At 70.7% G+C, this 25,766-nt stretch carries 17 protein-coding genes; 6 read left to right on the forward strand and 11 right to left on the reverse strand.

The annotated features are described in order from the left end of the window. Positions 1 to 119: 119 nt before the first annotated feature. On the forward strand, positions 120 to 461 hold the full coding sequence (locus tag WC969_12055; GenBank protein MFA6030580.1) for a hypothetical protein: 342 nt from the start codon (positions 120 to 122) through the stop codon (positions 459 to 461). 4 nt (positions 462 to 465) lie between these two features. Here the strand turns inward: WC969_12055 and WC969_12060 are convergent, their stop codons facing one another. The 6 genes from WC969_12060 to WC969_12085 form a co-directional block, all read right to left on the reverse strand. Beyond that, positions 466 to 1,584, reverse strand: coding sequence for a FecR domain-containing protein (locus WC969_12060; GenBank protein ID MFA6030581.1), 1,119 nt, complete (start codon positions 1,582 to 1,584; stop codon positions 466 to 468). Next, positions 1,581 to 3,254, reverse strand: a complete 1,674-nt coding sequence (locus WC969_12065; protein ID MFA6030582.1) for a hypothetical protein — start codon at positions 3,252 to 3,254, stop codon at positions 1,581 to 1,583. Before WC969_12065 ends, WC969_12060 begins: the two co-directional genes overlap by 4 nt. Continuing rightward, complete coding sequence (locus WC969_12070) at positions 3,251 to 4,228, reverse strand: tetratricopeptide repeat protein (protein ID MFA6030583.1); 978 nt, start codon at positions 4,226 to 4,228, stop codon at positions 3,251 to 3,253. Before WC969_12070 ends, WC969_12065 begins: the two co-directional genes overlap by 4 nt. After that, positions 4,218 to 5,270, reverse strand: a complete 1,053-nt coding sequence (locus WC969_12075) for a hypothetical protein (protein MFA6030584.1) — start codon at positions 5,268 to 5,270, stop codon at positions 4,218 to 4,220. Before WC969_12075 ends, WC969_12070 begins: the two co-directional genes overlap by 11 nt. 31 nt (positions 5,271 to 5,301) lie before the next feature. Further along, on the reverse strand, positions 5,302 to 7,230 hold the full coding sequence (locus WC969_12080; GenBank protein MFA6030585.1) for a hypothetical protein: 1,929 nt from the start codon (positions 7,228 to 7,230) through the stop codon (positions 5,302 to 5,304). Positions 7,231 to 7,331: 101 nt separating this feature from the next. Continuing rightward, positions 7,332 to 10,286 carry an alpha-amylase family glycosyl hydrolase gene (locus tag WC969_12085; GenBank protein ID MFA6030586.1) on the reverse strand — a complete coding sequence of 985 codons (2,955 nt, stop codon included), beginning with the start codon at positions 10,284 to 10,286 and terminating at the stop codon, positions 7,332 to 7,334. A 312-nt stretch (positions 10,287 to 10,598) separates the two neighbouring features. Between WC969_12085 and WC969_12090 the strand changes: the two genes are divergently transcribed. Further along, positions 10,599 to 13,193, forward strand: a complete 2,595-nt coding sequence (locus tag WC969_12090; protein ID MFA6030587.1) for an alpha-amylase family glycosyl hydrolase — start codon at positions 10,599 to 10,601, stop codon at positions 13,191 to 13,193. Positions 13,194 to 13,262: 69 nt separating this feature from the next. On the opposite strand, the gene WC969_12095 is transcribed toward WC969_12090, so the two are convergent. Further along, positions 13,263 to 15,155 (reverse strand): hypothetical protein, encoded by a 1,893-nt coding sequence (locus WC969_12095; protein ID MFA6030588.1) that lies wholly within the window; start codon positions 15,153 to 15,155, stop codon positions 13,263 to 13,265. 147 nt (positions 15,156 to 15,302) lie between these two features. Here WC969_12095 and alr point away from each other — a divergent pair, with 147 nt between their 5' ends. Further along, positions 15,303 to 16,358 carry an alanine racemase gene (gene alr, locus WC969_12100; protein ID MFA6030589.1) on the forward strand — a complete coding sequence of 352 codons (1,056 nt, stop codon included), beginning with the start codon at positions 15,303 to 15,305 and terminating at the stop codon, positions 16,356 to 16,358. Between the two features lie 365 nt (positions 16,359 to 16,723). On the opposite strand, the gene WC969_12105 is transcribed toward alr, so the two are convergent. Further along, a complete protein-coding gene (locus WC969_12105; protein MFA6030590.1) occupies positions 16,724 to 18,946 on the reverse strand; it encodes a transglycosylase domain-containing protein in 2,223 nt (740 codons plus the stop codon). A 74-nt stretch (positions 18,947 to 19,020) separates the two neighbouring features. Here WC969_12105 and WC969_12110 point away from each other — a divergent pair, with 74 nt between their 5' ends. After that, complete coding sequence (locus WC969_12110) at positions 19,021 to 20,427, forward strand: FAD-dependent oxidoreductase (protein ID MFA6030591.1); 1,407 nt, start codon at positions 19,021 to 19,023, stop codon at positions 20,425 to 20,427. On the opposite strand, the gene WC969_12115 is transcribed toward WC969_12110, so the two are convergent. After that, positions 20,411 to 22,066: a glycosyltransferase family 39 protein gene (locus WC969_12115; GenBank protein MFA6030592.1), complete on the reverse strand. Its 1,656-nt coding sequence runs from the start codon at positions 22,064 to 22,066 to the stop codon at positions 20,411 to 20,413. The two genes, WC969_12110 and WC969_12115, sit on opposite strands and share 17 nt — an antisense overlap. A gap of 55 nt (positions 22,067 to 22,121) precedes the next feature. Here WC969_12115 and WC969_12120 point away from each other — a divergent pair, with 55 nt between their 5' ends. Both WC969_12120 and WC969_12125 read left to right on the forward strand, forming a co-directional pair. Next, positions 22,122 to 22,529, forward strand: coding sequence for a hypothetical protein (locus tag WC969_12120; GenBank protein ID MFA6030593.1), 408 nt, complete (start codon positions 22,122 to 22,124; stop codon positions 22,527 to 22,529). Further along, complete coding sequence (locus WC969_12125; protein ID MFA6030594.1) at positions 22,526 to 23,944, forward strand: glycosyltransferase family 39 protein; 1,419 nt, start codon at positions 22,526 to 22,528, stop codon at positions 23,942 to 23,944. Before WC969_12120 ends, WC969_12125 begins: the two co-directional genes overlap by 4 nt. Positions 23,945 to 24,199: 255 nt before the next feature. Here the strand turns inward: WC969_12125 and WC969_12130 are convergent, their stop codons facing one another. After that, positions 24,200 to 25,258 carry a D-alanine--D-alanine ligase family protein gene (locus WC969_12130; GenBank protein MFA6030595.1) on the reverse strand — a complete coding sequence of 353 codons (1,059 nt, stop codon included), beginning with the start codon at positions 25,256 to 25,258 and terminating at the stop codon, positions 24,200 to 24,202. Then, positions 25,258 to 25,761 carry a hypothetical protein gene (locus WC969_12135; GenBank protein MFA6030596.1) on the reverse strand — a complete coding sequence of 168 codons (504 nt, stop codon included), beginning with the start codon at positions 25,759 to 25,761 and terminating at the stop codon, positions 25,258 to 25,260. Before WC969_12135 ends, WC969_12130 begins: the two co-directional genes overlap by 1 nt. Positions 25,762 to 25,766: the final 5 nt, after the last annotated feature.

Consider the following 25,766-nt stretch of genomic DNA (forward strand, 5'->3'; position numbering starts at 1 on the left):
GGCGAGCGGGCGGCGCGCCGCCGCCGATCGGCCTATCCGCGCCCGTTGATGGGACCGCGCGTTTTGGAAACCTGCGGTATACGTCTTTCGGCGAGGAGGGAGTTTGGTATCATCACGGCATGAAGAGAACGCGCCGGACCTGCTCCCTCATACTGTCGTCTTTGCTCCTCGCCGGCTGCGCGACCACGAAGGTCCTCTCGGTCCGCCCCGCTCCCGACGACCCCTCCCAGGAAGTCGTCGTGACGCGCAGCTGCCGCGCAACGGGCCCGATGCAGCACAACGGGGTCCATTCGTTCCAGCTGACGAGGGGAGCCGCCGAGTTGAAGCAGTGGGCGATGATGCCCTTCGCGGTCCCGCTGGACGTCCTCTTCCTGCCCATCCAGGCCTTCAAGGACCTCTGCTGCCACACCTGCACGAACTCGGAAGAGAAGCGGCCGAAGGTCGACGCGACCGCCTTATAACGGCTTATTCTCGGTAGGGAACGTCCCACCAGGCGTCGACGGCCGTCTCATCGAGCCGCTTCGACTCGACGCTGAGGACGACGCTGCCCGAATGGACGGCGAGTGCGGGAGCTCCGGAGGGAGCCGCCGCGAGTTCCCAGTCGGCGCCCTTCGCCTGAGCCTTTCCGCCGGGGGTCAGGACCTGCGCCTCCTCCCCGGAGGCGAGGAAGCGGCCCCTCCCCCTGCGGAGGAAGACCAGCGGCCCGCCGCTCTTCGCGGCTTCGAGGCGGCTCAGCGGCTCGAGGACGACGGAGAGTCCGCCGGCGGCGGCGAGGGCACGCGTCTCCCCCTTCCCCGTCTCGACGACGGCGCCGGGAGCGAACGCCTCCCCGGAGGGAACGGCGAGCGTCGCCGTCGCGCGGGAGACCTCCACCTCGCCGTCGAAGAGCGTCAGGACGGTTCCCGACGACTCCCGCAGCAGGAAGCGGGTCCCGCGCACGGCGAGGGCGCAGGAGGGCGTGCGCACCTCGAAGCGATGGGCGTAGCGCCGCAGTTCGCCCGCCGCGCGCTGGAGCAGGGTCTCGTAATAGAGCTCGCCGCCGTAGAGCGTCCAGGTCCGGGTATCGAAGCTCGTGCGGGGAGCGAGGGTCATCCGGGTGCCGTCGGGCAGGAGGATGTTCGCCGCGCCTTCCCCGGTGGAGATGAGCCCGGCGCCTTCGAAGGCGTCGCCCGCCCGCAGAGGCCGGACCCCCTCCGCCGTCGCGAGCGTGACGTCTCCGCGCACCCAGGAGGCCCCGAACACGGCCTTCGGCTTCAGCCGCAGCGACGCGAGCGCGGAGCCGAACTCGCGCAGCTTGCGCAGGCCCGCGCCGAGCGCGGCCAGGCTGCGGCGGGTGTCCTCGACCGCCTTCTCCAGGAGGCGCGCGGCCTCGCGGTTCTCGCGCGCGACGCGCGCGTCCGGCCCGGAGGAGAGGGCCTTCGCGTCGCGCAGCATGGCCTCGCGTTCGGCGAGGCGGAGGACGAGGGTCTCGCGCCGGCCTTCGAGCCGCCGGACCTCGTCGGTGAGCGGGGCGGGATCCTCCGCGGACGCGCGCGCGGGGAACGCCGCGGGGAACGCCAGGAGGACGAGGAGGAGCGCCCTCACCGGAAGCCTTCGCCTCCCGCGCCGGAGCCGACGGGCGCAAGCGCGCCGATGTGCCCGCCGCCGCGGCCGCGCCCGATGAGCGGAGATTCGAGGCTCAGCCGGTAGTCGCCCTTGAGCCGCTCGGCGAAGAGGGGGTCCACGGAGAGGTCGCTCTCCTTCTTGAGCCCGACGTCCTTCCCCCCTTCGGATGCGGCCGCGCAGGAGAGCGCGCCGCGGCCGCCGCCGGAGCAGAGGTTCCCCTCGAAGTAGTCGTTGTAGCCGCCGCTGAGGCGGCAGCCGTCCTGGCAGAGCAGGAGCGTCGGACTCCCCGCGAGGATGGAGTCATAGAGCTCCGCACGACCCGCCTCCACGACGAGCCCGCGCGCGCGGTTGTCGGCCAAAGTGAGCGCGCGCAGGCCCGCGGTGCTGTCTCCCGCCACGACCAGCCCGTCGTTGTTCTCGTGCGAGACGGCGCGCAGGACCTTGGCCTCGGCGCCGTCGTGGAGCAGGAAGCCGATCCCCGCCAGCCGCGCGCGACAATCCTCCAGGACCACCTCGCGGGAAGCCTCCACGGCGATCCCGGGCTGCCCCCCCGTCGCCTGGACCCGGCGAAGGACCGTGCCGTCCGCGCCGCGCACGATGAGCCCGACCGTCTCCAGCGAGGGATTCCCCGCGGTCGGCGCCCGGCGCTGGGCCGCGATCCGCGAGGAGCGGCCGCCGGTGCGGTCCGCGGCGGACGGGACCGTCTTGGGCGCGGCGATCGCCCGCTCGACCGTCAGGTCCTCGACGACGGTCCCCCGGGCGTCCCGGATGAAGAGCCCTCCGGTGAGGACGGTCTTCTCCCCCTCCCCCCGGAGCGTGCGCTCGGGCATCCGCACCTCGAGGGGCTCCGCGTAGCGGCCGGCGCGCAGGAGCAGCGTGTCGCCGGGGACCGAACGCAGAAGGGCTCCGAGCGGGGTGCGGAAGTCCCCGCTCCCGTCCTGGGCCACGACCAGCGTCTTCGGCGCGCGCGCGGCCGGCTTGTCGAGCGGAGGCGTCTCGAGGCCCTCGCCGTCCTTGAGCGTGATCGGGACCTGCGGCTTCTTCTTGCTGTAGTAGGAGCGCAGCCCCACGAGCACGGTCTCGCCGGGCCTGCGGCCGGCGAGCGCGGCCTTGACCTCGTCGATGCTCGCGACCTTCCGGCCGTCGAGCGTCTCGATGAAGACGGGATTGGGCGGCCACCGCATCGAGCGCATCGCCGCCTCCAGCGCGGAATCCTTGGGAGCGCCCTCGAGCTTGAGCCCTCCCGCACCGGGCGTGGCCATCAGGCCGAGCGCCGCGGGGAAGCCTCCGAGCGTGCAGGACAGCGTGCGCGAAGAGCCCTCCCGGCGCGCCTCGAAGACGACCTTCGCGCCGGCGCCCTTCGCCTTGAGCTGCGAGAGCTCGGCGAACGGGGCTCCGTCGATGAGCGCGAGGAAGTCCCCCGCCTCGATGGCGCAATCGGCGGCCGGGCTCCCGCTCATCACCGCCAGCACGAGCTGACCGGGGAGGTCCTCCGGCACCCCCAGGTCCTTGCGGAGCTCCGGTCCGGCGGCGTCGGCGGTTCGGACGCCGAGCCGGCCGCCGGGCGCGTACGGAGCCTCGACGCGCACGGGAGCGCCGGAACAGGCGGCGAGGACGGAGCAGGAGACGGCGAGGAGGAGCTTTCTCATTGGATCCTTATCCTTTGCGGGGCGTTGAGCCCGGAGCGCACGGCGCGCAGGCGCTCCATCCGGCTCTTCACGTCGGCCGCGCGCGGGTCGCCCGGCGCGGTCTCCAAGAACGATCGATACTCGGCGAGGGCGGCCTCGGAGTGCGCGAGGAAGGCGCCCTTGCCCCTCATGGCCTGCTGTTCGCGCAGAAGACCGGCGGCCCGATAGGGCTCCGGCCACCAGGGCGCGAGCGCCTGCGCGGCGGCGAACGCGGCTCCCGCCTGGACCCAGCGGCCGGAAGCGGCCTCGAGACGGCCTTTCTCGAAGACCTCGGCCGCCTCGGCCGGGAGCGGCGGCCCGGGCTTGAGGCCGCGCGCCAAGCGCGCGACCTTCCGGCCGAGCGCTGCGCGGTCCGGCGCCTCTGGATGCAGGAGAAGATAGCGCACGTACTCCGCGACCGCCAGACGGCGGCGGCCGAGCTTCTCGTCGGCGAGCGCGAGGTTGTAGCGCGCGCGCGACGAGCCGGGGTCCAGCGCGAGCGCCTCCTCGAAGAGGGCGCGCGCCTCCGGCATGCGCGCGGAACCGGCGAGGCGGACCCCTTCGTCGGCCAGCCGCTTCGAGGCGCCCTGAAGATAGGCCTTCAGCTCGGCGGCGCTCACGCCGAAGGAGGCTTCGGCCGAGAGCGCGCCGCAGCGTCCGCGGGCGGCGAGCGACGCGCCTCCTTTCTCGGGCAGCACGTAGGAGAGCTGGCGGGAATCGAAGCGCGCGACGCCGGAGGCCTCCGCGCGCTCCTCGCGCGTGAGTCCGCCGGGCAGCGTCAGGACGACCCTCGCCCCGGCGCAGGGGACCTCGCCCTTCGGGAAGACCCGCAGGACGCGCACGCCCAGGACGGGGTCGCTCCCGGCGGGACGCAGGAGTTCGAGCCGGAGAGGTTCGACGGCGGCGGACGACGACGCCGCTCCGAGCAGGACGGCGAGGAGAAGGCTACTTCCCATCGCCGAACTCCTGGAAGAGCGCGTCGAGCTTGCCCTTGTCCTCTCCGGCTTTATCGAGCCGGTCGGCGACGGAGCGCCCCTTCTTTCCGGCCTCCTCCGCCTCGCGCCGCAGGCGCTCCTCCTCCGCCCTCGCCGCCTCGAGCTCCCGGCGCGCCGCCGCCTCCTGCTCGCGCGCCGCCTCGAGCATGCTGCGGCCTTCGGGCTCCGCGGCCGCCTTCTCCCCGGCCTTCACGGCCTCGGCGAGGGCGGCTTCGGCGCGGCGAGCCCGTTCCCGTTCCAGCCCCGCGCGCGCGGAGGACTCTCCCGCCTTCGCGAAAAGGTCGGCGGCGAGCTCGGCCGCCTTGCGCCGCTTCTCGAGGACGACCGGGTCCGGCATCGGGACCTGGGGGAGCTCGCAGCCCGCCGCCGCGACGCCGGAGACCCGGCCGCTCACGGCGTCGGCGGACTGGCGCAGAAGCAGTTCGGCCTCGTCGTCGTTGCCCGGGGTCGCCGCGCGGACCGCCTCCTTTCCCAGGCAGGCGCTCAGCATCAGGGCCGCGGGCAGGTCGGGGGTCTTCGGCGGAAGGGCGTCGGCCGGCACGCCGCTGAGCTGCGCGACGAGGGCTTTGCGGAGCTCGCTCTCCGGCCCCTTGAAGGCGTCGAAGGCCTTGAGCGCTTCCTCATAGACGGGGTTCGGGATGTACTCCGGCTCCGGCGGGGGAGGCGGGGGCTCGTAGGCGGGCGCCGCCGGGGCCGCAGGCGGGTTCAGCACGGCGTTCAGGAAAGACTGCATGAACATGAGCCCGACCTGCTGGTCGAAGCTCATCTTTCCCCCTCCACCCCCGGAGCGGGAATGGGACTTCCCCGAGTGCGCGGGGGCGCGTCCGTCCGAGCAGTCGGGCGAGGAGTTCCTCCCTCTGCAGGTGCAGTTCAGATGAGGGTGCGAGCTCCGAAGCGACGCGACCGTTCCGGGGCAGTCGATCTCGAAGCTCTGCGCGGACGCAGCGGGAGAGAACGCGAGGAGGAAGAAAGCCGTGGTGAGCGCGATCGAGCGCATGGACATGGGGGAGAAGCCCGTCGGAAGCGATTTTCGCTTATCTCGAGCGGGCCGACAAGCGGGAGAGCGCGGCGCGCACGCGCAGGAACAGCCAGAAGGCGACGATGGGAAGCGTGAACGCCCAGGTCGGTATGCCCCAGAACGCCTCGGCGCCGCCGAGTTCGAGGCCGGGATGGGTCTTCACCGGCGAGGCCGGGACCTGCACGCTCATCAAGGGGTCGTCGAGGTTCTCGGACTTGCGCACGACCCCCCGCAGGGAACGCCGCCCCCGTCCGCTCGACGGGAGCTCCGAATGGCGCGGCCCGGCGTTCGGCGCCTGCCCCGTGTACGCCGTAAGGAGGGGTCTCGGACCCTTCAAAGCGCGGAGGAACCCATAGGCGGCTTGGAAATGCCGGGCGCGGAGGACCCCTCCGTCCCCCATGACGCTCCCGACGGTCCGAGCGTGGATGCTCCGGCGCGTCGCTCCGTCGTAGACCTCCGTATAGTCGTCGCGCAGGCCCAGGACGTGCCCGAACTCGTGGGCCGGAGTCGTGTAGCGGAACCTCCGGGCGAGGCGGATGCCGTCGGTCGTGACGGCGCTGTTGACGCCCTCCGTCAGCTTCATGGCGCCCGGCGAGAACGACGCTCCCGGTGCGAGCCGCTGCAGCGCGATCTCGACCCGGAACGAGACCGCCTTCCCGTCGAGCATGAAGACCCCGTTCCAATAGTCCTCGATGGAGCGTTTGAAGACGCTCAGGACCCGCTCGTCCTGGAGGTCGGTCTCGAACTCGGCGCGCACGAGGAAGCCGCCGGGGACTTCCGCCAGGCGGACATGAGAGATATCCGCGCGCCAGGGCCTCAGCGGGATGGGACCGCCCGTGTCCCGTCCCCGGAGCAGCTGCTTCCGGAAGAGGGTCCCCGTCACCCGGGTCGGCAGGCCCGCGGTCTTGCCGAGCAGGGGCTGGAGCTCGCCGGTCCGGAACGCCTCGAGCTCCTGCGCGCGCGCCTGCACGAACGCGTCGGAGAACCCGCCCTTCCTCGCGAGGCGCAGACGCGCCTCGAGCCGGTCCTTCCTCTCCCGGACGGCGCGGAGCTTCTCCAGGATGTCTGCGAGGCGGAACTCCACGACCTCCGTGCGTTCGGCGACAGCGCGGCCGGCGAGGGGGACGGGCTCCGGGACCTGCCAGGGCAGCGTCGCCGGACGCGCGGAGCCGTCCTTCTTCGAGAGCGCCGCGAGCTCGCGCTCGAGAGCGAAGCGGCGGGCGAACTCCTCGACGAAGACGTCCTCGGCGAAGAAGTCGGCGAGGTCCGCCGCGACGAGCTCCGCGACCGGCGCCGGCAGGCCGGGCGTGCGGCGCAGACCCTCGAGCCAGCCGCCGTAGCGGCGGAGCAGGGAGACCGCGAGCGGCCAGCGCTCGCCGGGCGGGAGCGCGCTCTGGAGGACGAGGTTCATGCTCGCGTACATCCCGTCGAGGATCGGTGCGAGCGCTCCCGGCGTCTCCCGGAGGACCGCATGGAGCCGCGCGCCCTCGGCGGGGTCCTCGGAGAGCACCGCGCGCAGGACGGCGAAGCGGACCCTCGCCGCGGCGCGGTCCTCCTCCGGGACGGTCAGCGACAGAAGGGAGTCGAAGCCGACCTGCCGGAGAGGGCCCGCGGGCGGGAGTTCCGTCGAAGCGACCCGGCGTCCAGCGCCCGCGACGGGGACGAGCACGGCGGAAGGGACGACGGCCTCGACGCGCGGCTGAGGGGAAGCCGTGAGCGCGAGCGGCCAGTGCGCCGAGAACGGAGAGAGGGTCGTCGGCGGGAGACTCAGCGCCGCGTCGCTCTTGAGCTGCGCCCCGCTCACGCTCAGGGCGGGAAGCGAGGCGACGGGAGCGGCCGCGCGCACGGGAAGAACCTGCTGTGAGCGCGAAGGGACGGACAGGCCGGCGGTCAGAAGGAAGGCTGCGGCCGCCCGAAAAAGACCTTGCCGCGTCGTGGGTGCCATCACGGATACTTTAACAGGAGAGGCGGGTGCGGCGGATGAGCCCCTCGGCGCAGAAGGGCGCGTTCAGAAGGTCTATCCGGCGGGGTTTACAAAAGGGAGGATTACGATTTCCGGCGGACGAGGATGCGGACGCCGTGAGGCGGGATGTTGACGTACAGCTTCGACCCGCCGTCCTTCGCGTAGCTGCGGTAGTCGTTGCCCGGGTTCATCGCGTCGACGAGCTCGGTGCCGGGCGGGGTGAGCTTCGCGTCGACCCACATCTCGGCGGAGCGGGCGGCGTCGGCCGTGTTGAGCACGACCACGACCTCCTCGTCGCCGAGGATGCGGCTGAAGGCGAAGATGCCGGGACCGTTGGGGTCGGACCACCGGACGAACTGCTCGCCGCGGCGGAGCGCGGGATGGGCCTTGCGGATGTCGGCCATCGCGCGCAGATGCTGGTAGACCGGGTCCTTCGGGTCGAAGTTGTCGCCCTTCGAGCTCGGCGTCTTGAACTTGCCCTCAGGGAACATGTCCTCGCGGTAGCCGTCCATCCCGAGGTCCACGCCCGGGTTCTGCCGGAAGGCGTGCTCGGTGCCGTAGTAGACGTAGGGGATGCCGACCGTCATCAGCGTGTAGGCGAGCGCCACCTTGAGGATGCCGACCGGGTCGTTGGGACGCAGGAAGCGCGGCTTATCCTGATTGTCGAGGAAGCGGACGAGGTAGTTGATGCCGCGCCCGAGCGCCGCGCCGATCTGGCGGAAACTCTGCTCGAGGATGCTCGTCGGCGCCTGGCCGTGCAGCGCGGCCTCGTCCCAGAAGTAGGCGGGGTAGTTGTAGGCGGCGTCGAGTCGGCCGTTGCCGAGTTCCGGCTTCAAGGCGTTGGGGTCGCCGTGGTAGAGCTCGCCGAGGATGAGGAAGTTCTTCTTGCCGAGCTTCCCGGCGTACTCGCGGACCTCCTTGAAGAAGCGGGACCAGAAGGCCGGGTTGACGTGCATGTAGGTGTCGAGGCGGTAGCCGTCGATGTCGGTCTCCTTCATCCACCACTTCGCCACCGTCAGGAGGATGTCCTGCGTCGACGGGTTCTCCGTGGCCAGCTGGTTGAGCCCGCCGGGGAAGTCCCCGTTCATGACCTGCTCGTGGTTGTTCCAGTCGTCGATGGAGCCGCGGCGGTGGAAATGCTGGTTCACGGGGTTCGGCGGCTCCTCGGCCTCGGGGTGAAGATGGGTGTTCTGTCCGCCCCCGGACATCGCGTACTGCAGCAGCGGGCCGTCCTCGACGCTGCGGAAGACCGCGATCGGCACGCCGTCATAGCGATAGGGCTCCAGAGCCTTCACGACCTCGCGCAGGTCGGCGTCCCGCGCGATGTCGATCCGGAAACCCCACTCCTGTTCGTCGATGATCCACAGGTAGTCCTTCACGGCCTCAGCCGCCGTCACCCCGGGGATCTTTCGCAGAGCTTCGCCGTTGGCCGCGGCGAATCGCTTGGCGAGCCCGCCTCGAAGCGCGTCCAGCAGTCCCTTCGGCTTCTGATGACGCTCCATCCGGGGATCCGGCTGTCTGCTGGCGTCGGATTCGTTCCCGTCGTAAAGAGCGTAGAGGAGGAAACCGTTGCAGTAGACCGAGATCGCCGCCCCGGAATGAAGATAGGGCTTCAGCGCTTCCCGGATCACCTGGATGTCCGCGTCTCCGGCCGCCTCGAGCCGGATGCCCCATTGATCGCCGTTGACGAAGTAGTGGCGCCCTCGCTCGACCTTCAGGCCCTTGATGCCGGGGATGCTCTGCAGGAGCAGCCAGTTGGACTCCGCGACGCGCTTGGCGGGGCCGCCCAGCATCTCATCGAACCAGTTCGACGACCCCTTGCGGTCCTGGAGCTCGACGGGCTTGATCGGGTAGTTCATCTTCTTGATCGGCTTCGGCGCCCCGAACTTGTAGCCGCCTTCGTACTCCAGGACGGGACCGGCGTGATTGGCGATCCAGTCGAGGATGACCGTCATGCCGCGCTTGTGGGCCTCGGCGACGAGCTCCTTGAAGTCCGCCATCGTGCCGATCTGCGGGTCGACGGCCATGAAGTGCACGGGCCAGTACTGGTGGTAGCCGGCCGGCGGGCTCATCGTCACCGGGTTGATGAGGATGTGCTGCACACCGAGGTTCTGCAGATAATCGAGGCGCTCGATGAGGCCGCGGATGTTGCCGCCGTGGCGGGTGCGGCCGTCGGCGGGGTCGCCCCAGGTCATGTAGGGCGCCGCCCGGCCGAAGCGGTCGATGACCAGCGAGTAGATGATGCCGTCGCGCCAGTCCTCGGGCGACGGAGTGTACTTCGCGCCCGCGGGGACCTCGAGCGAGACGTCCGCCAGAGAGCTCGGCGCCTCGGCCGGCTCCTCCGGCATGTCGGCCCAGCCGACCTCGTCCTTGCCCGAGACGACGCGCTTGCCCTTCTTCTTGGCGGGGGTGCTCGGATGGTCGTTGCGGGTGTCGAAGGGGTCCTGGAGCTTCTCGACGACGCCGGAGGCGCCGTGGATGACGCCGGAGACGCCGGAGGGCTCGGGCGTCTGGGCGGCGGGCGCATCGGCGACCGAACCGGCGGGCCCGACGTCAGGGATCGCGGAGGTCTTGGACTGCCCCTGGCCGACCGACTTCGCAGCGCCCTTCGCGGTCTCACCGAACACCTTGGACGCGTCGGACGTGACGGAAGCCGCGACACGCGGCAAAGAAGCGGCCGGAACATCATGGATGGACTGTTTTTGAACGTCGACGGGATAGAGGACGAAGGGGGTGTTCCCTGCGGGGACGGACTTCGCCGCGCGAGACATCCCTTCGATGACGTTCGGGTGCGCTCCGACGCTCGGAAGGACGCTGCCCATGAGCGGGGCCGCGGTGTTGACCGGGAGGTTGCCGAGCTGGACGGAGGGGACGGTCCCGACCGCGCCCTGGACGCCGGTCCCCGCGTTGACGCCCGTCTGGCCCTGGGAGACGTTCTGCTGCGCCGAGGCCCCGGAGACGAAAACGCCCTGCTGGAAGGCCAGCAGGGCTGCCGGGAGCAGGGCGAGGAGCCAACGGCGCGGGAGCCGGTGAATCATCCTTTGAAGTGTAGCCGCATATTAATAGAGGTGCCAGGGCTATCGGCTCCCATCCCCCTGCCAGAGGTCCCAGGCCATTTTGGGACCTTGGGGTGTCTCTTTTCCCTATCTCCCCTTCCCGCGGGAAGGGGTGAAGGGGTAGGGGGAGCTGATGTCTATTGATTTGCGAGAGTTTCGCGATACGACGTACGAATGCCGGAAATATCATTCCCCCTCCCCCAGCCCCCTCCCGCAGGAAGGGGAGCTAAGGAAAAGGAACCTCATTGTTATAGAATCCTCCGTCACGCACACACCCATAGCAAGGACCCCTCCATGACCCTCCCCTCGCTCCTCCTCGCGCTCCTCCTCCCGGCCGCGTCCCTCGCCGCCCCGGCCGAAGGCCCCCTCCAAGTCCCCTCCCCCGACTGGCGGGACCAGGTCGTCTACTTCCTCCTCACCGACCGCTTCATGAACGGGGATCCGCGCAACGACGACCAGGGACATGGGGACTTCAAGCCGACGGACGCGAACTTCTACAGCGGCGGGGACTTCGCGGGTCTGCTGTCCAAGCTCGACTACATCCGCGGACTCGGGGCCACCGCGGTCTGGCTGACCCCGCCGGTGGCCAACGTCTGGTGGGACTCGTCTTTGAAGATGTCCGGCTATCACGGCTACTGGGCGGTGGACTTCAAGGCGACCGACCGGCACCTCGGCACGCTCGAGGACTACCGGCGCCTCTCGCGCGAGCTCCACCGCCGGGGGATGTACCTCGTCCAGGACATCGTGGGGAACCACACCGCCGACTTCTTCTATTACGAAGGAACCTACGACCCTGCCGACCCCGCGAAGGGCTTCCGCCTCAAAGAGGGCATGTTCCCCCCGCGCCCCGCCCAACCCCCTTTCTCGCACAACGACCTTCGGGACCCCGCCCAGCGCGCCGCCGGCGCCTACCATTGGACGCCCGACATCCAGGACTACAACGACGAAGGACAGCGGCTGCATCATCAGATGAGCGGCCTCGACGACCTGAACACCTCCGACCCGCGCGTGCGCGAGGCCCTGCGCGACGCCTACGGCTTCTGGATCGCCACGGCCGGGGTGGACGGCTTCCGCATCGACACCGCGCACTTCGCCGAGCACGACTTCTGGAAGGACCTCCTCCACTCGACCTCCCCCGCCGCGCCCGGCATCGACCCCTTCGCCCGCGCTCTCGGGAAGAAGGACTTCATGACCTTCGGCGAGGTCTGGGTGAACGGCGACCCCTTCTCCGACAAGGGAGAGCGCGCCGCCGTCGAGTACCTCGGGACGCAGTCCTCGCCCGAGATGCGGGCGGTGCTGAACTTCCCCCTGGCCATGGAACTGCGCGCCGTCTTCGCCAAGGGCGCGCCGCCCGCGCGCCTGCGCTACCGCCTCGAGAACCTCAAGCGCTTCTTCGCGGAAGGGAGCACCTCGGTCAACTTCATCGACAACCACGACATGGCGCGCTTCCTGGCCGAGGGAACCGAGGGCGGCTTCGTCCAGGCGCTGACGGCCCTGCTGACGCTTCCCGGCCTCCCGGTCGTCTACGCGGGGACGGAGCAGGCCTTCACCGAGACCCGCGGCGCGATGTTCGCCGGCGGCTACGGCTCCGGCGGGAAGGACCGCTTCGACCCGACCCACCCGCTCTACCTCCTCCTGCGCGAGCTCACGGACCTGCGCCGGCGCGAGCCGGTCTTCCGCCGTGGGACGCTCGTCCCCCTCTACGGCGCCTCCGCGGGCCCCGGCCCGTTCGCCTATCGGCTCGACGCGGGGAAGGACCGGGCGCTCGTGCTCTTCAACACCGCCGACGAGGAGGTCCTCCTCGCGCGGCTCGAGACGGGCCTCCCGGAAGGGACCCCGCTCGACGCGCTTTTCGCTCGCGGCTTCGCCGAGAAGCGCCTGAGGCTCGCCGAAGGCGGCCGCCTCTCCCTGCGCATGCCCGCGCGCTCCGTGCTCGTCCTCAAAGGCGCCGGTACCGGCGGGGCCGCCGCCCCCTCCTCCGCCCGCATCGACGTCACCGGCTTCACCGGGCTCCCGACCTTCTCGGCGAAGACCTCGGTGGAGGGGACCTCCCGGGGCGTCGCGAAGGTCTCCGTCGTGGTGGACGGCCGGCTCGCCCGAGCCCTCCCCGCGAAGATGCTCGGCGGCGGCCGCTGGCGCGCCACGCTCGACCCCGCGCTCCTGCCCGATGGAGAGCACTCCCTGCTCGCCGTGGACGCGGATGCGCCGGAGCGCGCCCCCTCCGAGGAGCACGCCTTCAAGGTCTCCGTGCCCTTCACTCTCGTCAAAGAGATCACCGACCCGGTCGGCGACGACCACGGGCCGGCCGGGACCTACCGCTACCCGCTCGCTCAGGGCTTCGAAGGCCGCGCCGACCTCGAGAAGCTCTCGCTCTACCGGCGCGGGCCCGGCGCGAAGCTGGTCCTCAAGCTGGCCGACGGGGTCACGTCGGGCTGGAACCCCGCCTTCGGCTTCGACCATGTCTGCTTCGACGTGTACGTCGGCTTCCCGGAGAGCGTCATCGGCCGGCCGGGAGCGACGCGACTCCCGCGCCTGAACGCCGGCGCGCCCGCCGGCTTCTCCTGGCATTACGCCGCCTTCCTCGGCGGCTGGAAGGCCGCGCTCTACGACTCGGCGGGAGCGGGCGACGCGGCGTTCGGGCCGCAGGTCCAGCCGGCCCCGAAGGTCTCGACGGACAAGGCGGCGGGGACCGTGTCGGTGCTCTTCGACCTCGACGCCTTCAAGGGGGTCCCGTCGTTCGACGGGGCGCGCTTCTACCTGACGACCTGGGACTACGACGGGATGGAAGGGACCCTGCGTCCTCTCGCGCCGCAGGCCGGGGACTACGTCTTCGGCGGCGGGAAGCCCGGCGACCCCCGCATCATGGACGACGCCCTCCTCGCCCCCTGAGTCTCCCGCCGGCAAAACACGAGGCCGGTCCCTTATGAAAGGGACCGGCCTCGTCTTTTGCCGGAAGACTTATTTCTTCTTGAAGACCGAGAAGAGCTTCTTCGCCAGCCAGATGAACGGCTTCACGAACGGGCTGCCCAGCAGCATGTCCCAGGCCTGCTTGAGAGGGGACTCCTGCTCGAGCGCCCCGGGGCGGACCGGGTACGCGTTCTGGAACTCCTGCGTCGCCGCGACCATCTCGTCGGCGATGTAGACGATGGGGCGGCGCTGGGCGCGGCGGCTGACCGCGTAGATCGCGAGGTCGAGCCCCTGCTGGACGGCGAACATGCTCCAGAAGATGACCATGGAGCCGGAGCCGAAGAAGACCCCTCCCAGGCACATCAGGAGGTCCCGGAACTGCTGGATGGCGCCGCGCTGGAAGCGGGTGAGGCGGCCGTTGTCGTAGAGCGCGTTGAGGCCCTGGATCCCGAGCGTGCCGCAGAAGGTCCCGACGATGGTGGTGATCCCCATGTCCTTCCAGTATTTGTACGACCACGGAGGGACCGTGTTCGGGACGGTCGTCCACGAGATGTAGCGGAAGAGCACCCCCCACCACTGCCCGTAGACCAGGTTGAAGACCGTCTGGTAGCGCAGCCCGCGCTGCTTGCCGATGTTGTTCTGGAGGTTGGACCAGGTGTTGATCCAGATGCCGTGGAAGACGTTGAGCCCCACCGAGACGCCGATGGCCGCCGCCATCGCCATCGGGTTCGCGGCGAGCAGCGAGTACCAGACCCCGACGCCGAGCACGGTCGGGACCGCCTTCGAGAGCACCCCGCCGATGACCTCGTTCATGGTCGGCTTCGTATAGGACGCGCGGAACGTGCGCACGAGGTAGAGGGCCTCGCGGAAAGGGGCGGTGATGGGGCCGAGGAACCAGCGCCAGAAGCGGCCGCGCTCGGTCCGGGCGGCGCCGTCGTCGGAGACCCCGCCCTTGTCCCCTTCGGCCTTGCGGGCCCAATCGACGGGGACGTTCTCGACCTCGAAGCGCGCGGTGATCCCCAGCTCCCGGAGGGAGGCCTGGACGCGCTCGACGTCCTGCTCGCTCAGCCCTCCGAGCGGATTGTCCTTGGAGAGGGCGAGGCGGATGCGTCCGAGCCCGTTGAGGGTCTCGCGCAGGCCGGGCTCGGCGTCGAGCGCCGCGCCCAGGGTGCCGAGCGTGACGGCGACCGGCTCGCGGCCGGCGCGCGTGATGAAGACCTTGGCGTTCTCGAGAGTCGACGGCCCCGCGACGCTCCGGCCCGTCGAGGGAGCGCTCGGGACGGCCTCGACGGAAGCGGCGCGCCTCTGCGAGGAGGCCTGGAGCAGCCCGCGCAGGCCGTGCGCGGAGCCCTGCGCCGCCAGGACCGGGTCGGAGGATTCTCCGCGAACCCGCGTACCGGTGAAGAGGCGGTCGAGAACGACCCCTTGGCCGGAAGACTGCGACTTGGAGAGTTCCTTCGCGCCCTTTTCAAGGACCGTCTGCACGTCGAGAGTCTTCGCGACGGGAACGACCGACGGCGAAGCGGAGACTCCGGACGGAGCGACGACGGAAGGGATGGGGACCGAGGCCTTCGCCGCAGGGATGCCGTTCCTCCCCCACCCGACCTCCCCCGAAGGGGAGGCCATTGGGGAAGAACGAACCCCCATCTGAACGGCTTGGGCGGCAGGAGTCGGCGTCAGGACCGGCAGGCTTGGAAGCGCGAGGTTCGTGACGGAAAGCGTGTTCGGAAGGAGCGGGGAGACCAGCGAGGCGCCCGGAACGACGACCGCGCCGACCTGCGTTCCCGGTACGACCGTGCCGAGGGACGCCTGTCCCTGCGCCGCCGAGTTGGCCTGCGCCCAGCACTCGGTTCCGGGAGAGAGGAGGACGAGGACGGCGCTGAGGCCTCCGGCCAGGAGGCTTCTAGCCTTGCGCAGCGTCGCGGCGGAGGGTCCGTTCCTCATCGCGGATAGTATAGCCGGAGAAGCGTCCGATTTCAGGGCCTATGGGGCAAATCCCCCCGGCAGAGGTCCCCCCTGAAAATAGGCCCTTGAGCTCCTGCCGGAGCCTCTCTCGGCTGCGCTCCGGCGCCCTATGGTAGAATCCTCTCGATGAAAGGATCCCTGAAGTGGGTGGAGATCGACCTCGGCGCGGTGCGCGCGAACCTGCGCGCCGCCCTGCGCCTCGCCGGGCCGGCGAAGCTCCTCGCGGTGGTGAAGGCCGACGGCTACGGCCACGGCGCCGCCGCGGTCGGCCGCGTCGCCCTCGAGGGAGGCGCTCACGGGCTCGGCGTCTTCACCGTCGAGGAGGCGCTCGCCCTGCGAAAGGCGGGGCTCCGCGGCCGCATCGTCCTCCTCGCCCCGCCCCTGCCGGAGCAGGCCGCGGAGGTCGTGCGCGCGCGCCTCGAGCCCTCGGTGGACTCGCTCGCGCTCGCCGACGCGCTCGCGCGCCGGGCCGGAGCCGCGGGGCTGAGCGTGCACGTGGACCTCGACTACGGCCTCGGCCGCTGGGGCCTCGCGCCGAAGGACCTCGAGCCCTTCCTCGCCGCGCTCGAACGCCGCCGCCGCCTGCGCGTCGCCGGCCTCTCGGCCCACCTCGACTACGTGCCCGGCCGCAACGCCGTCGAGGCCGAGGAGAAGCTGCGCGACTTCCAGCGCCGCTGCGCGGGCCCGAAGAAGCGCCGGCCGGACCTGCTCCGCCACGCGGCCAACAGCTCCGTCCTGCTCGATTTCCCCCACTGGCGCATGGACATGGTCCGCGTGGGCAACCTGCTCTACGGCATCAACCCCACCTCGAAGGAGGCGGCCCTGCGCTCGCCGTGGAGCTTCCGGGCCCGCATCATCGCCGTGCGCGAGGTCGCCAAAGGCCAGCCGATCGGCTACGCGAGCGAGTACCTCGCCCCGCGGCGCATGCGCGTGGCGACCCTGCCGGTGGGCTACGCCGACGGCCTGACCATGGAGCCGGCGGAGCGGCTCATCCGCCTCGGCACGGGCCGCCGCTACTGGGGCCTGCTGCGCGGAGAGGAAGTCCCCTTCGTGGGCCGCTGCGCCATCTCCCACGTGCTCGTCGACCTCGCCCGCGTCCCGAACGCGAAGGTCGGCGACGTCGTGGTCCTGCCCATACGAAGAACCGCCGCAAGCGCGCGCCTTCCGCGCCTTTACAAGTAAGACCCTTAAGCAACCGCCGGGCACCGCTATAAGACTGAGGCGGCATGGCCCGCCGCACCTTACGAGGGGTAACAGCCTTCCTGGGCCGCGGAAGCGGCCCGAAGGCGCCATAGGGGACGCCAGTCCCCTTGGGGAGCACCGGCGCGAGCCAATTCCTTACTCGCGCCGGCTTCAGCCCCGCGTCGTTGCGCGGGGTGCGACAGATGGTGGGTGGGTGGTGGAGCTACTGGGAGGTGTGCGCGACATGAACGCGCACACCTCCCAGTTCCATACCCCACACCCAATAAGAAGAAGGCCCGCTTTCGCGGGCCTTATCCTCCCCCCCACCCTTCACCCTCCCCCGCAGGGAAGGGAATTAAGGAACTTCACTCGTAAAGGTTTTCCAAATCCTGTTCGGAGGGCAGCGCGGGCGTCTCCTCAGCGGCGGCCTGCGAGGTGGTCCCTATGGGCAGGGAGAGCTCCCCGCTCGAGGAGAAGCTCGCCTTCAGGCGCAGCGGCTGGGAATGGTCCAGGGAGCAGTAGTCCTTGGGCTCGCTCCCCTTGAGGAAGGCCTGCAGGACCTTCTTCGGACAGGTCGGCAGGGCGAGCTGGCCGGTGTCCGCGTCGATGGTGATGAAGACGATGTCCTCGGGCACGGGGAAGTCGCGCGGCGGGTAGTCCTTGAGGACCTTCTCCATGATGTTCGTCCACCAGGGCACGACGGTCGAGCCGCCGGTCCAGTCGTTGCCGCCGAGCGAGCGGAAGTCGTCGTAGCCCATCCACGCGAGCGCGAGCAGGTCGGGGGTGAAGCCGACGAACCAGAGGTCGCGATGGTCGTTGGTGGTCCCGGTCTTGCCCGCCAGGGGACGCCGCAGGCGGCTGGCGCCCGAGCCGGTCCCCCCCTGGACGACGCCCTTGAGCATCGAGGTCGTCAGGTAGGCCGTCTGCGGCGAGAGCGCCTCCTCCATCTTCGAGAGGTGCTGCTCGAGCATCTTCCCGTTGGCGTCCTCGACGCGGGTCACCGCGAAGGGCTCGACGCGGATGCCCCCGTTGGCGAAGGTGTTGAACGCCGTCGCGAGCTCCATGGGCGTGACCACCGAGGAGCCCAGGCCCAGCGAGAGCACGGGGTCGAGCGCCGAGGAGATGCCGGCCTTCGCGGCGAGCTCGACGACGCGCGGGGGCCCGATGTGCTCGATGAGGCGCACGGAGGCGATGTTGCGCGAGAGGGCCAGCGCCTTGCGCAGGGTGATGACGCCGAGGAACTTGTTGTCGAAGTTCCCCGGGACCCAGACCTTGAACTCCTCGGAGCCGGCGAACGGGGCGGTCGCGAGGTTGATGGCCTGCTGGTCGGTGGCCCCTTCGAGCAAGCGCCAGTCGCGCCCGTCCGAGTAGTAGGCCAGCGGGCTGTCCTCGACGAGCGTCGCGGGCGTCATCCCCGCGTTCATCGCGGCCGCCCAGACGAAGGGCTTGAAGGTGGAGCCGGGCTGGCGCTTGGCCTGCACCGAGCGGTTGAACTGGTCGCCGACGCCGCCGATCATCGCGCGGACGGCGCCGGTCTTGACGTCGAGCACGAGGAAGACGCCCTGGATGCCGAGCGGCGGGGTCGTCGAGACGGTCGGCGGGTCGATGCCGGCGGCGACCTCGGCGTCGAGCTGCTTCTTCCACTCGGCGAGAGACTTCTCGTCGTAGACCTTCAGGGCCTTCGCCATCTCTTCTTCCGCGGCCTTCTGCACGGTGAGGTCGAGGGTGGTGTGGATCTTCAGGCCGCCGCGCCAGAGCACGTTGTAGCCGTACTTGGGCTCGAGGTGGCGCCGCACGTACTCGGCGAAGTAGGGGGCCTGCGCGTCGAGGATGCCGCCGCGGACCGTCGGCAGCGGGACCTTGAGCGCCTCCTCCAGGTCCTTCTTCTGGATGAACTTCTCCTCGAGCATGCGCTGGAGCACGACCTTGCGCCGCACGAGCGCCCGGTCGGCGTGGGTGAAGGGCGAGTATCCGCCGGGGAAGCGGATGAGCCCGGCGAGCATCGCGCACTCGGGGAGGTCGAGGTCCTTGACGTCCTTGTTGAAGTAGATGTGGGCGGCCGACTGGACCCCGTACGCGCCGTGGCCGAAGTAGATCTGGTTGAGGTAGAACTGGAGGATCTCCTCCTTGCTGAAGTTGCGCTCGAGCTGGAGCGAGAGCAGCAGCTCCTTGATCTTGCGCACGATCTTCCGCTCGGGGGACAGGAAGATCAGCTTGGAGAGCTGCTGGGTCAGCGTCGAGCCGCCCTGCACGACGCGGCCCCGGATGAAGTTCATCAGGGCGGCGCGCATCAGGCCCTTCGGCGAGATGCCGATGTGGCGGAAGAAGTCGGAGTCCTCGGTGGCGATGACGGCGTTCTGCAGGTCCACGGGGATCTCGGCGAGCGTCAGGAGGGCGCGCTTCTCGATGGAGAACTCCGCGACGAGCTCCTCGTGGACGTCGTAGACCCGCGTCGTCAGAGACGGGGTATAGTCCTCGAGCATCTGATAGGAGGGCAGCGCGGCGAGGAAGCGCCGGAGCATGAGCCCGCCCGCGAGGATGCAGAGGAGCAGGGCGCCGACGGCGAGGTAGAAGCGCGGACGCGTCATGGGAACGGCTCCATCTTACTAAATCGCTCCGCTCGCCGACGAGCGGGAGGCAGAGTTTGATATGCTCTCCCCCCGTGCAGAACTACGACGCGGTCGTCATCGGCGGAGGGATCACCGGCGCGGGCATCGCCCGCGACCTGGCCCTGCGCGGCCTGAAGACCCTGCTCGCCGAGCGCTCCGAACCCGGGGCGGCGACCACGGCCGCCAGCACCCACCTCATCCACGGAGGCCTGCGCTACCTCCTTTACGACCGCCCGACCACGGTCACGACCTGCTGGGACTCGGGGAACATCGTGCGCATCGCGCGGCCGCTGCTGCGCCGCCTGCCCATCCTCTGGCCCGTCTACCGCGGGCACAAGCGCGGCTTCACCCTCGTCGAGACCCTGCTCGAGTGCTACGACCGCCTCTCCCCCATGAAATACGGCCGCCCGCACCTGCGCCTGGGGGCGGAGGAGACGGTCCGGCTCGTCCCGGGCCTGGAGACGAAGGGCCTGCTCGGCGCGCTCGTCTTCGACGAATGGTGGGTGCCGGCCGCCGAGCTCGTGAAGGCCAACCTCGAGTCGGCGAAGCGCGCCGGGGCCGAGGTCCGCCTCGGCAGCGAGGCCGTCTCCCTCCTGATGGAGGAGCACTGCGTGCGCGGCGTCACGCTCCAGGACCGCGAAGGCGCCTGGGACGAGGTCCGCGCCGACGTCGTGGTCAACGCCGCGGGCCCCTGGGTGGGCCGCGTCGCCCGGATGGCCGGCGCCGAGATCCCCCTGCGCCTGCGCAAGGGGACGCACCTCGTCTACGAGGGCCGCCTGCCCTGCCTGCACGGCGCCTCCATGCCGCTCGGCTTGATCCTCGAAGCGGAGGACCGCGAGCGCTACGTCTTCCTCATCCCCGGCGACGGCCGGACCCTGCTCGGCCCGACCGACCTCGACGGCGGCTCCGACCCCGACAAGACCGCCGTGACCGAAGAGGAGACCCGCTACCTCCTCGCCTCGGTGCGCCGCTACTTCCCCGAGTTCCCCGGACGGCCGACGCGCGCGACCTGCGGGGCGCGCCCCATCCTCGGCCGCGGCGACGAGAAGAAGCTCTCGCGCGAGTACGAGATCATCGACCACGGGCCCCGCGACGGCGTCCCCGGGCTCCTGAGCGCCGCCGGCGGGAAGATGTCCGACTTCCGCCTCATGGGGGAGGACACGGGCGAGACCGTGCGCCGCCTCCTGGGCCGCGGCGGCTTCTGCCGCTCCCACCTCGAGACGCTCTCGGGGCAGCCCGTGCGGGATTTCCTGCCCTACCCGCGCCCCGTCTTCCCGGCGGAACTCCGGAAGAACCCGCTGCTGCGGGAGCTGCACGCGCTGAGCTGGCTCGGCGTCGGGCTCGGAGTCCATCTGGCGCGGGCGGCCGCGGGGAAGGTCCGCGAGTCGACGGCCGAGGACTTCGAGAAGAACTACTCCGACAAGGCCCGCTGGAAGGACGCCTTCAGCGGCATCGGATGACCGCCGCCCGACGGTCCTCATGCGCGGCGAGCGCCGCATCGCCCAGCTCCGCGTACCCTCGAGCGAGCCGCCGATGCGCCTCGGCGTCGGCGGTGACGTCGTAGATGAGCAGGCTCCATCCCAGCCGGGCGGTCGGAGCCCTGTCCTTCAGCCAGGACAGCCTCGGGCCCGGCGGGTCGTAGACGCCCTGGAGGTTGGTCCTGCTCACGACGAGGAACTCCCTGCGCGGCTTCTCGGAGTTCCTCCACCGGAGCTGGATCGCGTTGGTGGACGCGAAGCGCTGGGCGCGGATGCCGTAGTACTCCGGAGACGCCGTCCCGAAATACGAGAGGATGAGCTCCGGCTGGCCCTGCTCCTCGACGAACGCCCTCAGCCGCCGGAGGTCCTGTCCCCAATCCAGGTTCGAATCGGCGAGGAACCGGTGCCCGCCGGCGGGGCCTCCGGCGAAGACGTTGAAGTAGGAGAGATGATGCGGCGCCGCGGCGAAGGCCGCGCCGGCCTGCAGGACGCCGGCCAGGACGAGCGCGGGCGCCCAGCGCCGACCGGTCTCCCGCGCGGCCGGAGCCGCCGAGAGCGCAAGCAGGGGGTAGAGCGGGAGGACGTAGCGGATGCCGAGCTGCTTGTGGCTGAGAGAAGCGACGAGGAGGTAGACCGCCGCTCCGCTGAATGCGACCAGGCTCGCCGCGTCCGAGCGTCCCCGGACGCGCAGGAGGCGCAGCAGCAGCGCGGCGGCCGCCAGGACCTCGACGGGCGTCGACTTCACCAGGAACGCGACCGCGTAATAGGCGAGCCGCCCGTCCCTCGAAAGGCGCCCCAGAAGGAACGAAGGATGCCCGATCTCCCGGACCTGCGAGACCTGATCGAGGAAGGACCCCCAGCCGCCCGGGCTGAGCGCGAGATAGACCGCCACGACCGCCGCCCACGGGAGCAAGCCCCACGCGAGGAGGGTCCGCGCGCGGCCGAAGCCGTCCCTCCGTCCGAGGGTCCAGGCCGCCGTCGCGAGCGCGGCGGCGGGCCAGAACAGGACGGCCGTGTGCTTGCAGAGGACCGCGGCCGCCGCGCAGAGCCCCGCGGCCGCGGCGCGCGGGGCGGCGGGCTTTTCGAGATGCGCGCACAACGCCAGGAACGCGAGGATCAGGAAGAAGGTCGCCGTCATGTCGGAGGTCGCGAGCGCGGAGTGCGCGAGGAGGCTCGGAGAGAACGCGTAGAGCGCCGCGGCGAGGGCCGCCGGCCCGTCACCCCAGCGCCGGCGGGCGAAGGCCCACAGCGCCGCCGAGAGGAGCAGCGAGAGCAGCAGGTTCACCGCGCGCGCGCGCAGGAGCAGGCCGTCGGCGTCGTTCCCGCTCCAGAACAGCATCCGCTCGGCGAACGCGACGCCGAAGCTCCCCGCCCATTCCGGGCTCTGCAGCGGGAGCTCGACGCGCATCGTGCGCAGCGGCGCGCTCAGCAGCAGGACCGCCAGCGGAGGGTTCTTCGCGGTGAGACGGGCGTCCCCGAGCCGCCAGAGGACGCAGCCCGCCGCGAGATGCAGCGGCTCGTCGTAGACCGCCGAATGGGTGCGGGCCGCGTAGAGGCCCAGCGCTCCCTGGAGGAAGAGCGCCGCGGCGGCCAGCGCGGCGAACGGCCGGGATCCGCTCATCGAGCCCTATCATACGAATCTGCAGGCGCATTCAAAAATGTATGCTGAGCGGCGCATGAAGAACGCACGGCGCCTCCTGGCCTCGCTCGTCGTCTGCCAGATCCTCGCCGGCCTGGCCATGACCGGGATGCACGTGTTCGGGCGCTCGGAGCTCCGGGCGGCCCTGGACCCGCGGATCTCCCGCGACGCGGCGCTCGCGCGGATGCGCGGGCCGGAATACCGTCTCGCGGAGCAGCTGGGCGGTCTCCCTCTCGACGCGAGGATCCTCCTCGTCACCCCCGGGCTCCCCTGGTTCCTGAGCTATTACCTGCTGCCGAGGGCGTCCTTCTACGCCGTCGGCGTCGAGCGGGAGCGGGACCTCCCGAAGCTCCCGCCGGAGCTCGCGGGGAAGACCGATCTCACGCTCTTCTTCGGTCCGGACGGGCAGGCCCGTCTCCTCCGGACGGACTCCCTCGCGCGATGAGCGTCCTCCTCCCCTTCCTCGCCGCGGCCGGCGCCGTCCTCCTCCTTCTGACCGGCGGCTTCGCCCTCTTGCGCGCGCTCATCCCCGGCCGCCAGCCCTTCTCGCTCTTCGGGCTCGTCCCGCTGTGCTTCGGAGTGGGCCTCGCGGCCCTGGCGGCCGCCGGGAACCTGGCGATGCTCGCCGGCCTCCGTCTGCCCTGGGCCTACGGCGGACTCGCCGTCCTCTGCGCGCTCGCGTGGGCCCGCGCGCGCCCGCGGGGAGGAGCCCCGGCGGAGCGGCTCTTCGAGACCGGCGCGGCCGGCGGCCCCCCCGCCCTGGACGCGACGGAGCGCCTCCTGCTCGCGGCGATCCTTTTCGGAGCGCTGAGCGCACTGCTCCTCGCCGTCCTCTACCCCCTCCATTATCACGACTCCCGCGCCATCTGGGGAGCCAAGGCCAAGATGCTCTTCCACGCGGGAACGCTGTTCTCCCCGGAGTTCATGGACCCTCACCGGGTCCATCCGCATTTCCGCTATCCCCTCCTGCTGCCCATGGCCGAATCCTTCGTGTTCACCTGCGCGCGCAAGGCGGACGACCGGGCGGTGATGCTCCTCATCGGCCTGTTCTTCCCGATGCTGGTCTCCTTCCTCTACGACCTCGCCCGGATCCTGCTGGCGGACCGGAAAGCCGCCCTCACGGCCGCGGCCCTGATCGCCGTCCTCCCGGCTTTCTTTCTGTCGGACGGGAGCGCCTTCTCGGGCTACGCCGACACCCCTCTGGCCGCGCTCTATGCCCTCGCCCTCGGAACGACCCTCCTGTGGCGCCGCGAAGGCGGGATGCGCTGGCTGGCGCTCTCGGCCTTCCTGACCGGCGCCCTGCCCCTGGTGAAGAACGAGGGAGGGCTCCTGGCCGCCCTCACGCTCGTCCTCATCGCCTTCCCCGGACGCGGCTGGAGGAACGCCGCGGCGCGGCTGCCGCTCGTCGGAGCGGTCGTCCTGCCCTGGCTCCTGCTGGTCCGCCGCCTTCCCCTCGACCCCACCGACACGACGGACGTCTTCCAGCTCGCGCTCCTGCAGCCGGGAGTCGGCCTCGACGGGGGGAGGATCGCCGCGTTCTGCCTCGGCGCGCTGTTGGGGACGGAGGCCGACCCCTTCGGGAACAGGCTCCTCTGGGGACTTTTCTGGCCGGTCTTCCTCTTCTCCGCGGCGCTCTGCGCCCGGCGCCGCGACGCGCAGGGACTCCGCCTCGCGGCGACGGTGCTGGCCTATCTTGCGCTGATCGCCGCGGGCTACGCGGTACTCCGTGACCATTCCGCGGAGTTCTGGCGGAGCAACTTCTTCCGCCTCTGCCTGCCGATCGCTCCCGTCGCGGCGCTCCAGATCGCCGGCACCCTGTCGGCCCCGGAGGAGCCCGGAAGCGACGCCGAGTCCGCGTAGAACCGGGAAAGAGAGGAGCCCGCGTCTTGAGGCGCGGGCTCCTCTCTTTTGTTGTTATCATCGCTCGGCGCCGAGTCGAGCGTTACTGAGTGCTCGGCACCGTCAACTCGGTGCCTGATACCCGGCACCCCTGGGTGTCTGGCACCGCTCGATTCGGTGCCGAGCATCGCAGTTCTCCCTCTCCCTACCCTCCCCCGAGGGGGAGGGAGCTAAGGAAGAACGAACCCTAATGGGGACGGCTCCGAGTAGCCCTGATTAGTCCCTCGTGATCCTCAGCTTCGCCTGGTCCCGGTGGCGAGCGACGGCGAGCTTCAGGAGCTCGTCGACGAGCTTCGGGAACGCCAGGCCCGACTCGGCCCAGAGCTTGGGGAACTGGCTGATGGAGGTGAAGCCGGGGATGGTGTTGACCTCGTTGAAGTAGAAGCGCCCCGTGCGCTTGTCGAGGAAGAAGTCGACCCGGGCCATGCCGAAGCCGCAGACCGCGTCGAAGGCCCTGCGCGAGAGCGCGCGGACCGTCTCCGCCGCGCTCTTCGAGAGCTTCGCGGGGATGATGAGCTCGGCGCCGTCGGGATCGAGGTACTTGGCCTCGTAGGAGTAGAACTCGGCGTTCGGCCGGATCTCGCCGACCGTCTTCGCCACCCGCGTCCGCCGTCCCTCGCCGATGACCGCGCATTCAATCTCGCGCGCCGACACGCCCTGCTCCACGAGCACCTCGGAGTCGAAGCGGAAGGCCTTGCGCACCGCCGCGGCGAGCTCCGAGGACTTCTTGACCTTGTAGACGCCCACCGACGAGCCCAGGCGCGAGGGCTTCACGAAGACCGGGAGCTTGAGCCGCCGCGCGGCGACGAGGTCGCGGGGGTCCTTGAGCAGCGCGTAGGGCACCTGCGGCAGGCCCGCCCGCGCGGCCAGGACCTTCGTGACCGCCTTGTCCATGCCGGCGGAGGAGCCCAGCACCCCGCAGCCGACGTAGGGGAGCCCGACGATCTCGAGGTGCCCCTGCATCGTGCCGTCCTCCCCGAAGGGGCCGTGGAGGACCGGAAAGGCGACGTCGGGGTAGAAGCGGCGCGCGCCGGCGACGAGGGCGGGGCGGGGCCCCGGCTCGAGGCGGGCGGCGACGCGCTCGAAGGGGAAGCGCGCGGGCTTCTTGTGCGCGAGGTACTCCTTCACGCGGCGCTGATGCCACCAGCGGCCCTGCGGGTCGATCCAGACGAGGATCGGCTGATGACGGCCGAGGTTCCGCAGCACGGACTGCGCCGAGACGCAGGAGACCTCGCGCTCGGCCGAGCGCCCGCCGAAGAGGACGAGTACGCGCATCAGAACACCCCCCGCGCCTGATACCAGTACGAACCCTTCATCATCTTATGGACGCAGTCGACGAAGACGATGACCCGGTGCTCGTTGTAGACGTAGCCCCAGCCGCCGGTGTCCTTCAGCCGGGTCCCGTCGATCTGGTCGTCGAGGATGATGGCGGCGGGATAGTAGCGGACCGCGGCGTTGTCCCGGTGCCCGCGCAGGCCGAGTTCGACCTCGGGGATCTCGGCGAGGAACTTGGGCACGAGCTCGTCGAGCGTCTTGGGGACGCGCTTCTCGGCCTTGATGAAGTCGTCGAGGCTGCGCTCGATGGCGGCCAAGCGGGAGAGGGTGTGGCTCTCGACGCTCAGGCGCTCCGAGCGCCGGACCTCGTCGGAGCCCTCGCGCGACACCGACTCCTCCCGCAGGCCCATCGACGAGCACCCGGAGAGGGCGAGCGCGGCGGCCCACAGGCCCCAGACCGCGACGCAGACGAACCCCTTGCGAAGGACGTTCCGGTCGAACATGGCGT

Source organism: Elusimicrobiota bacterium, assembly GCA_041660925.1.
Lineage (GTDB): Bacteria > Elusimicrobiota > Elusimicrobia > UBA1565 > UBA1565 > JBAZUV01.

What these genes read in the sequence shown, in the direction of transcription:
- WC969_12055 (MFA6030580.1), top strand. Translation starts at nt 120, where the DNA reads ATGAAGAGAACGCGCCGGACCTGCTCCCTCATACTGTCGTCTTTGCTC.
- WC969_12065 (MFA6030582.1), bottom strand. Translation starts at nt 3,254, where the DNA reads ATGAGAAAGCTCCTCCTCGCCGTCTCCTGCTCCGTCCTCGCCGCCTGT.
- WC969_12070 (MFA6030583.1), bottom strand. Translation starts at nt 4,228, where the DNA reads ATGGGAAGTAGCCTTCTCCTCGCCGTCCTGCTCGGAGCGGCGTCGTCG.
- WC969_12075 (MFA6030584.1), bottom strand. Translation starts at nt 5,270, where the DNA reads ATGTCCATGCGCTCGATCGCGCTCACCACGGCTTTCTTCCTCCTCGCG.
- WC969_12080 (MFA6030585.1), bottom strand. Translation starts at nt 7,230, where the DNA reads ATGGCACCCACGACGCGGCAAGGTCTTTTTCGGGCGGCCGCAGCCTTC.
- WC969_12085 (MFA6030586.1), bottom strand. Translation starts at nt 10,286, where the DNA reads ATGATTCACCGGCTCCCGCGCCGTTGGCTCCTCGCCCTGCTCCCGGCA.
- WC969_12090 (MFA6030587.1), top strand. Translation starts at nt 10,599, where the DNA reads ATGACCCTCCCCTCGCTCCTCCTCGCGCTCCTCCTCCCGGCCGCGTCC.
- WC969_12095 (MFA6030588.1), bottom strand. Translation starts at nt 15,155, where the DNA reads ATGAGGAACGGACCCTCCGCCGCGACGCTGCGCAAGGCTAGAAGCCTC.
- alr (MFA6030589.1), top strand. Translation starts at nt 15,303, where the DNA reads ATGAAAGGATCCCTGAAGTGGGTGGAGATCGACCTCGGCGCGGTGCGC.
- WC969_12105 (MFA6030590.1), bottom strand. Translation starts at nt 18,946, where the DNA reads ATGACGCGTCCGCGCTTCTACCTCGCCGTCGGCGCCCTGCTCCTCTGC.
- WC969_12115 (MFA6030592.1), bottom strand. Translation starts at nt 22,066, where the DNA reads ATGAGCGGATCCCGGCCGTTCGCCGCGCTGGCCGCCGCGGCGCTCTTC.
- WC969_12120 (MFA6030593.1), top strand. Translation starts at nt 22,122, where the DNA reads ATGAAGAACGCACGGCGCCTCCTGGCCTCGCTCGTCGTCTGCCAGATC.
- WC969_12125 (MFA6030594.1), top strand. Translation starts at nt 22,526, where the DNA reads ATGAGCGTCCTCCTCCCCTTCCTCGCCGCGGCCGGCGCCGTCCTCCTC.
- WC969_12130 (MFA6030595.1), bottom strand. Translation starts at nt 25,258, where the DNA reads ATGCGCGTACTCGTCCTCTTCGGCGGGCGCTCGGCCGAGCGCGAGGTC.
- WC969_12135 (MFA6030596.1), bottom strand. Translation starts at nt 25,761, where the DNA reads ATGTTCGACCGGAACGTCCTTCGCAAGGGGTTCGTCTGCGTCGCGGTC.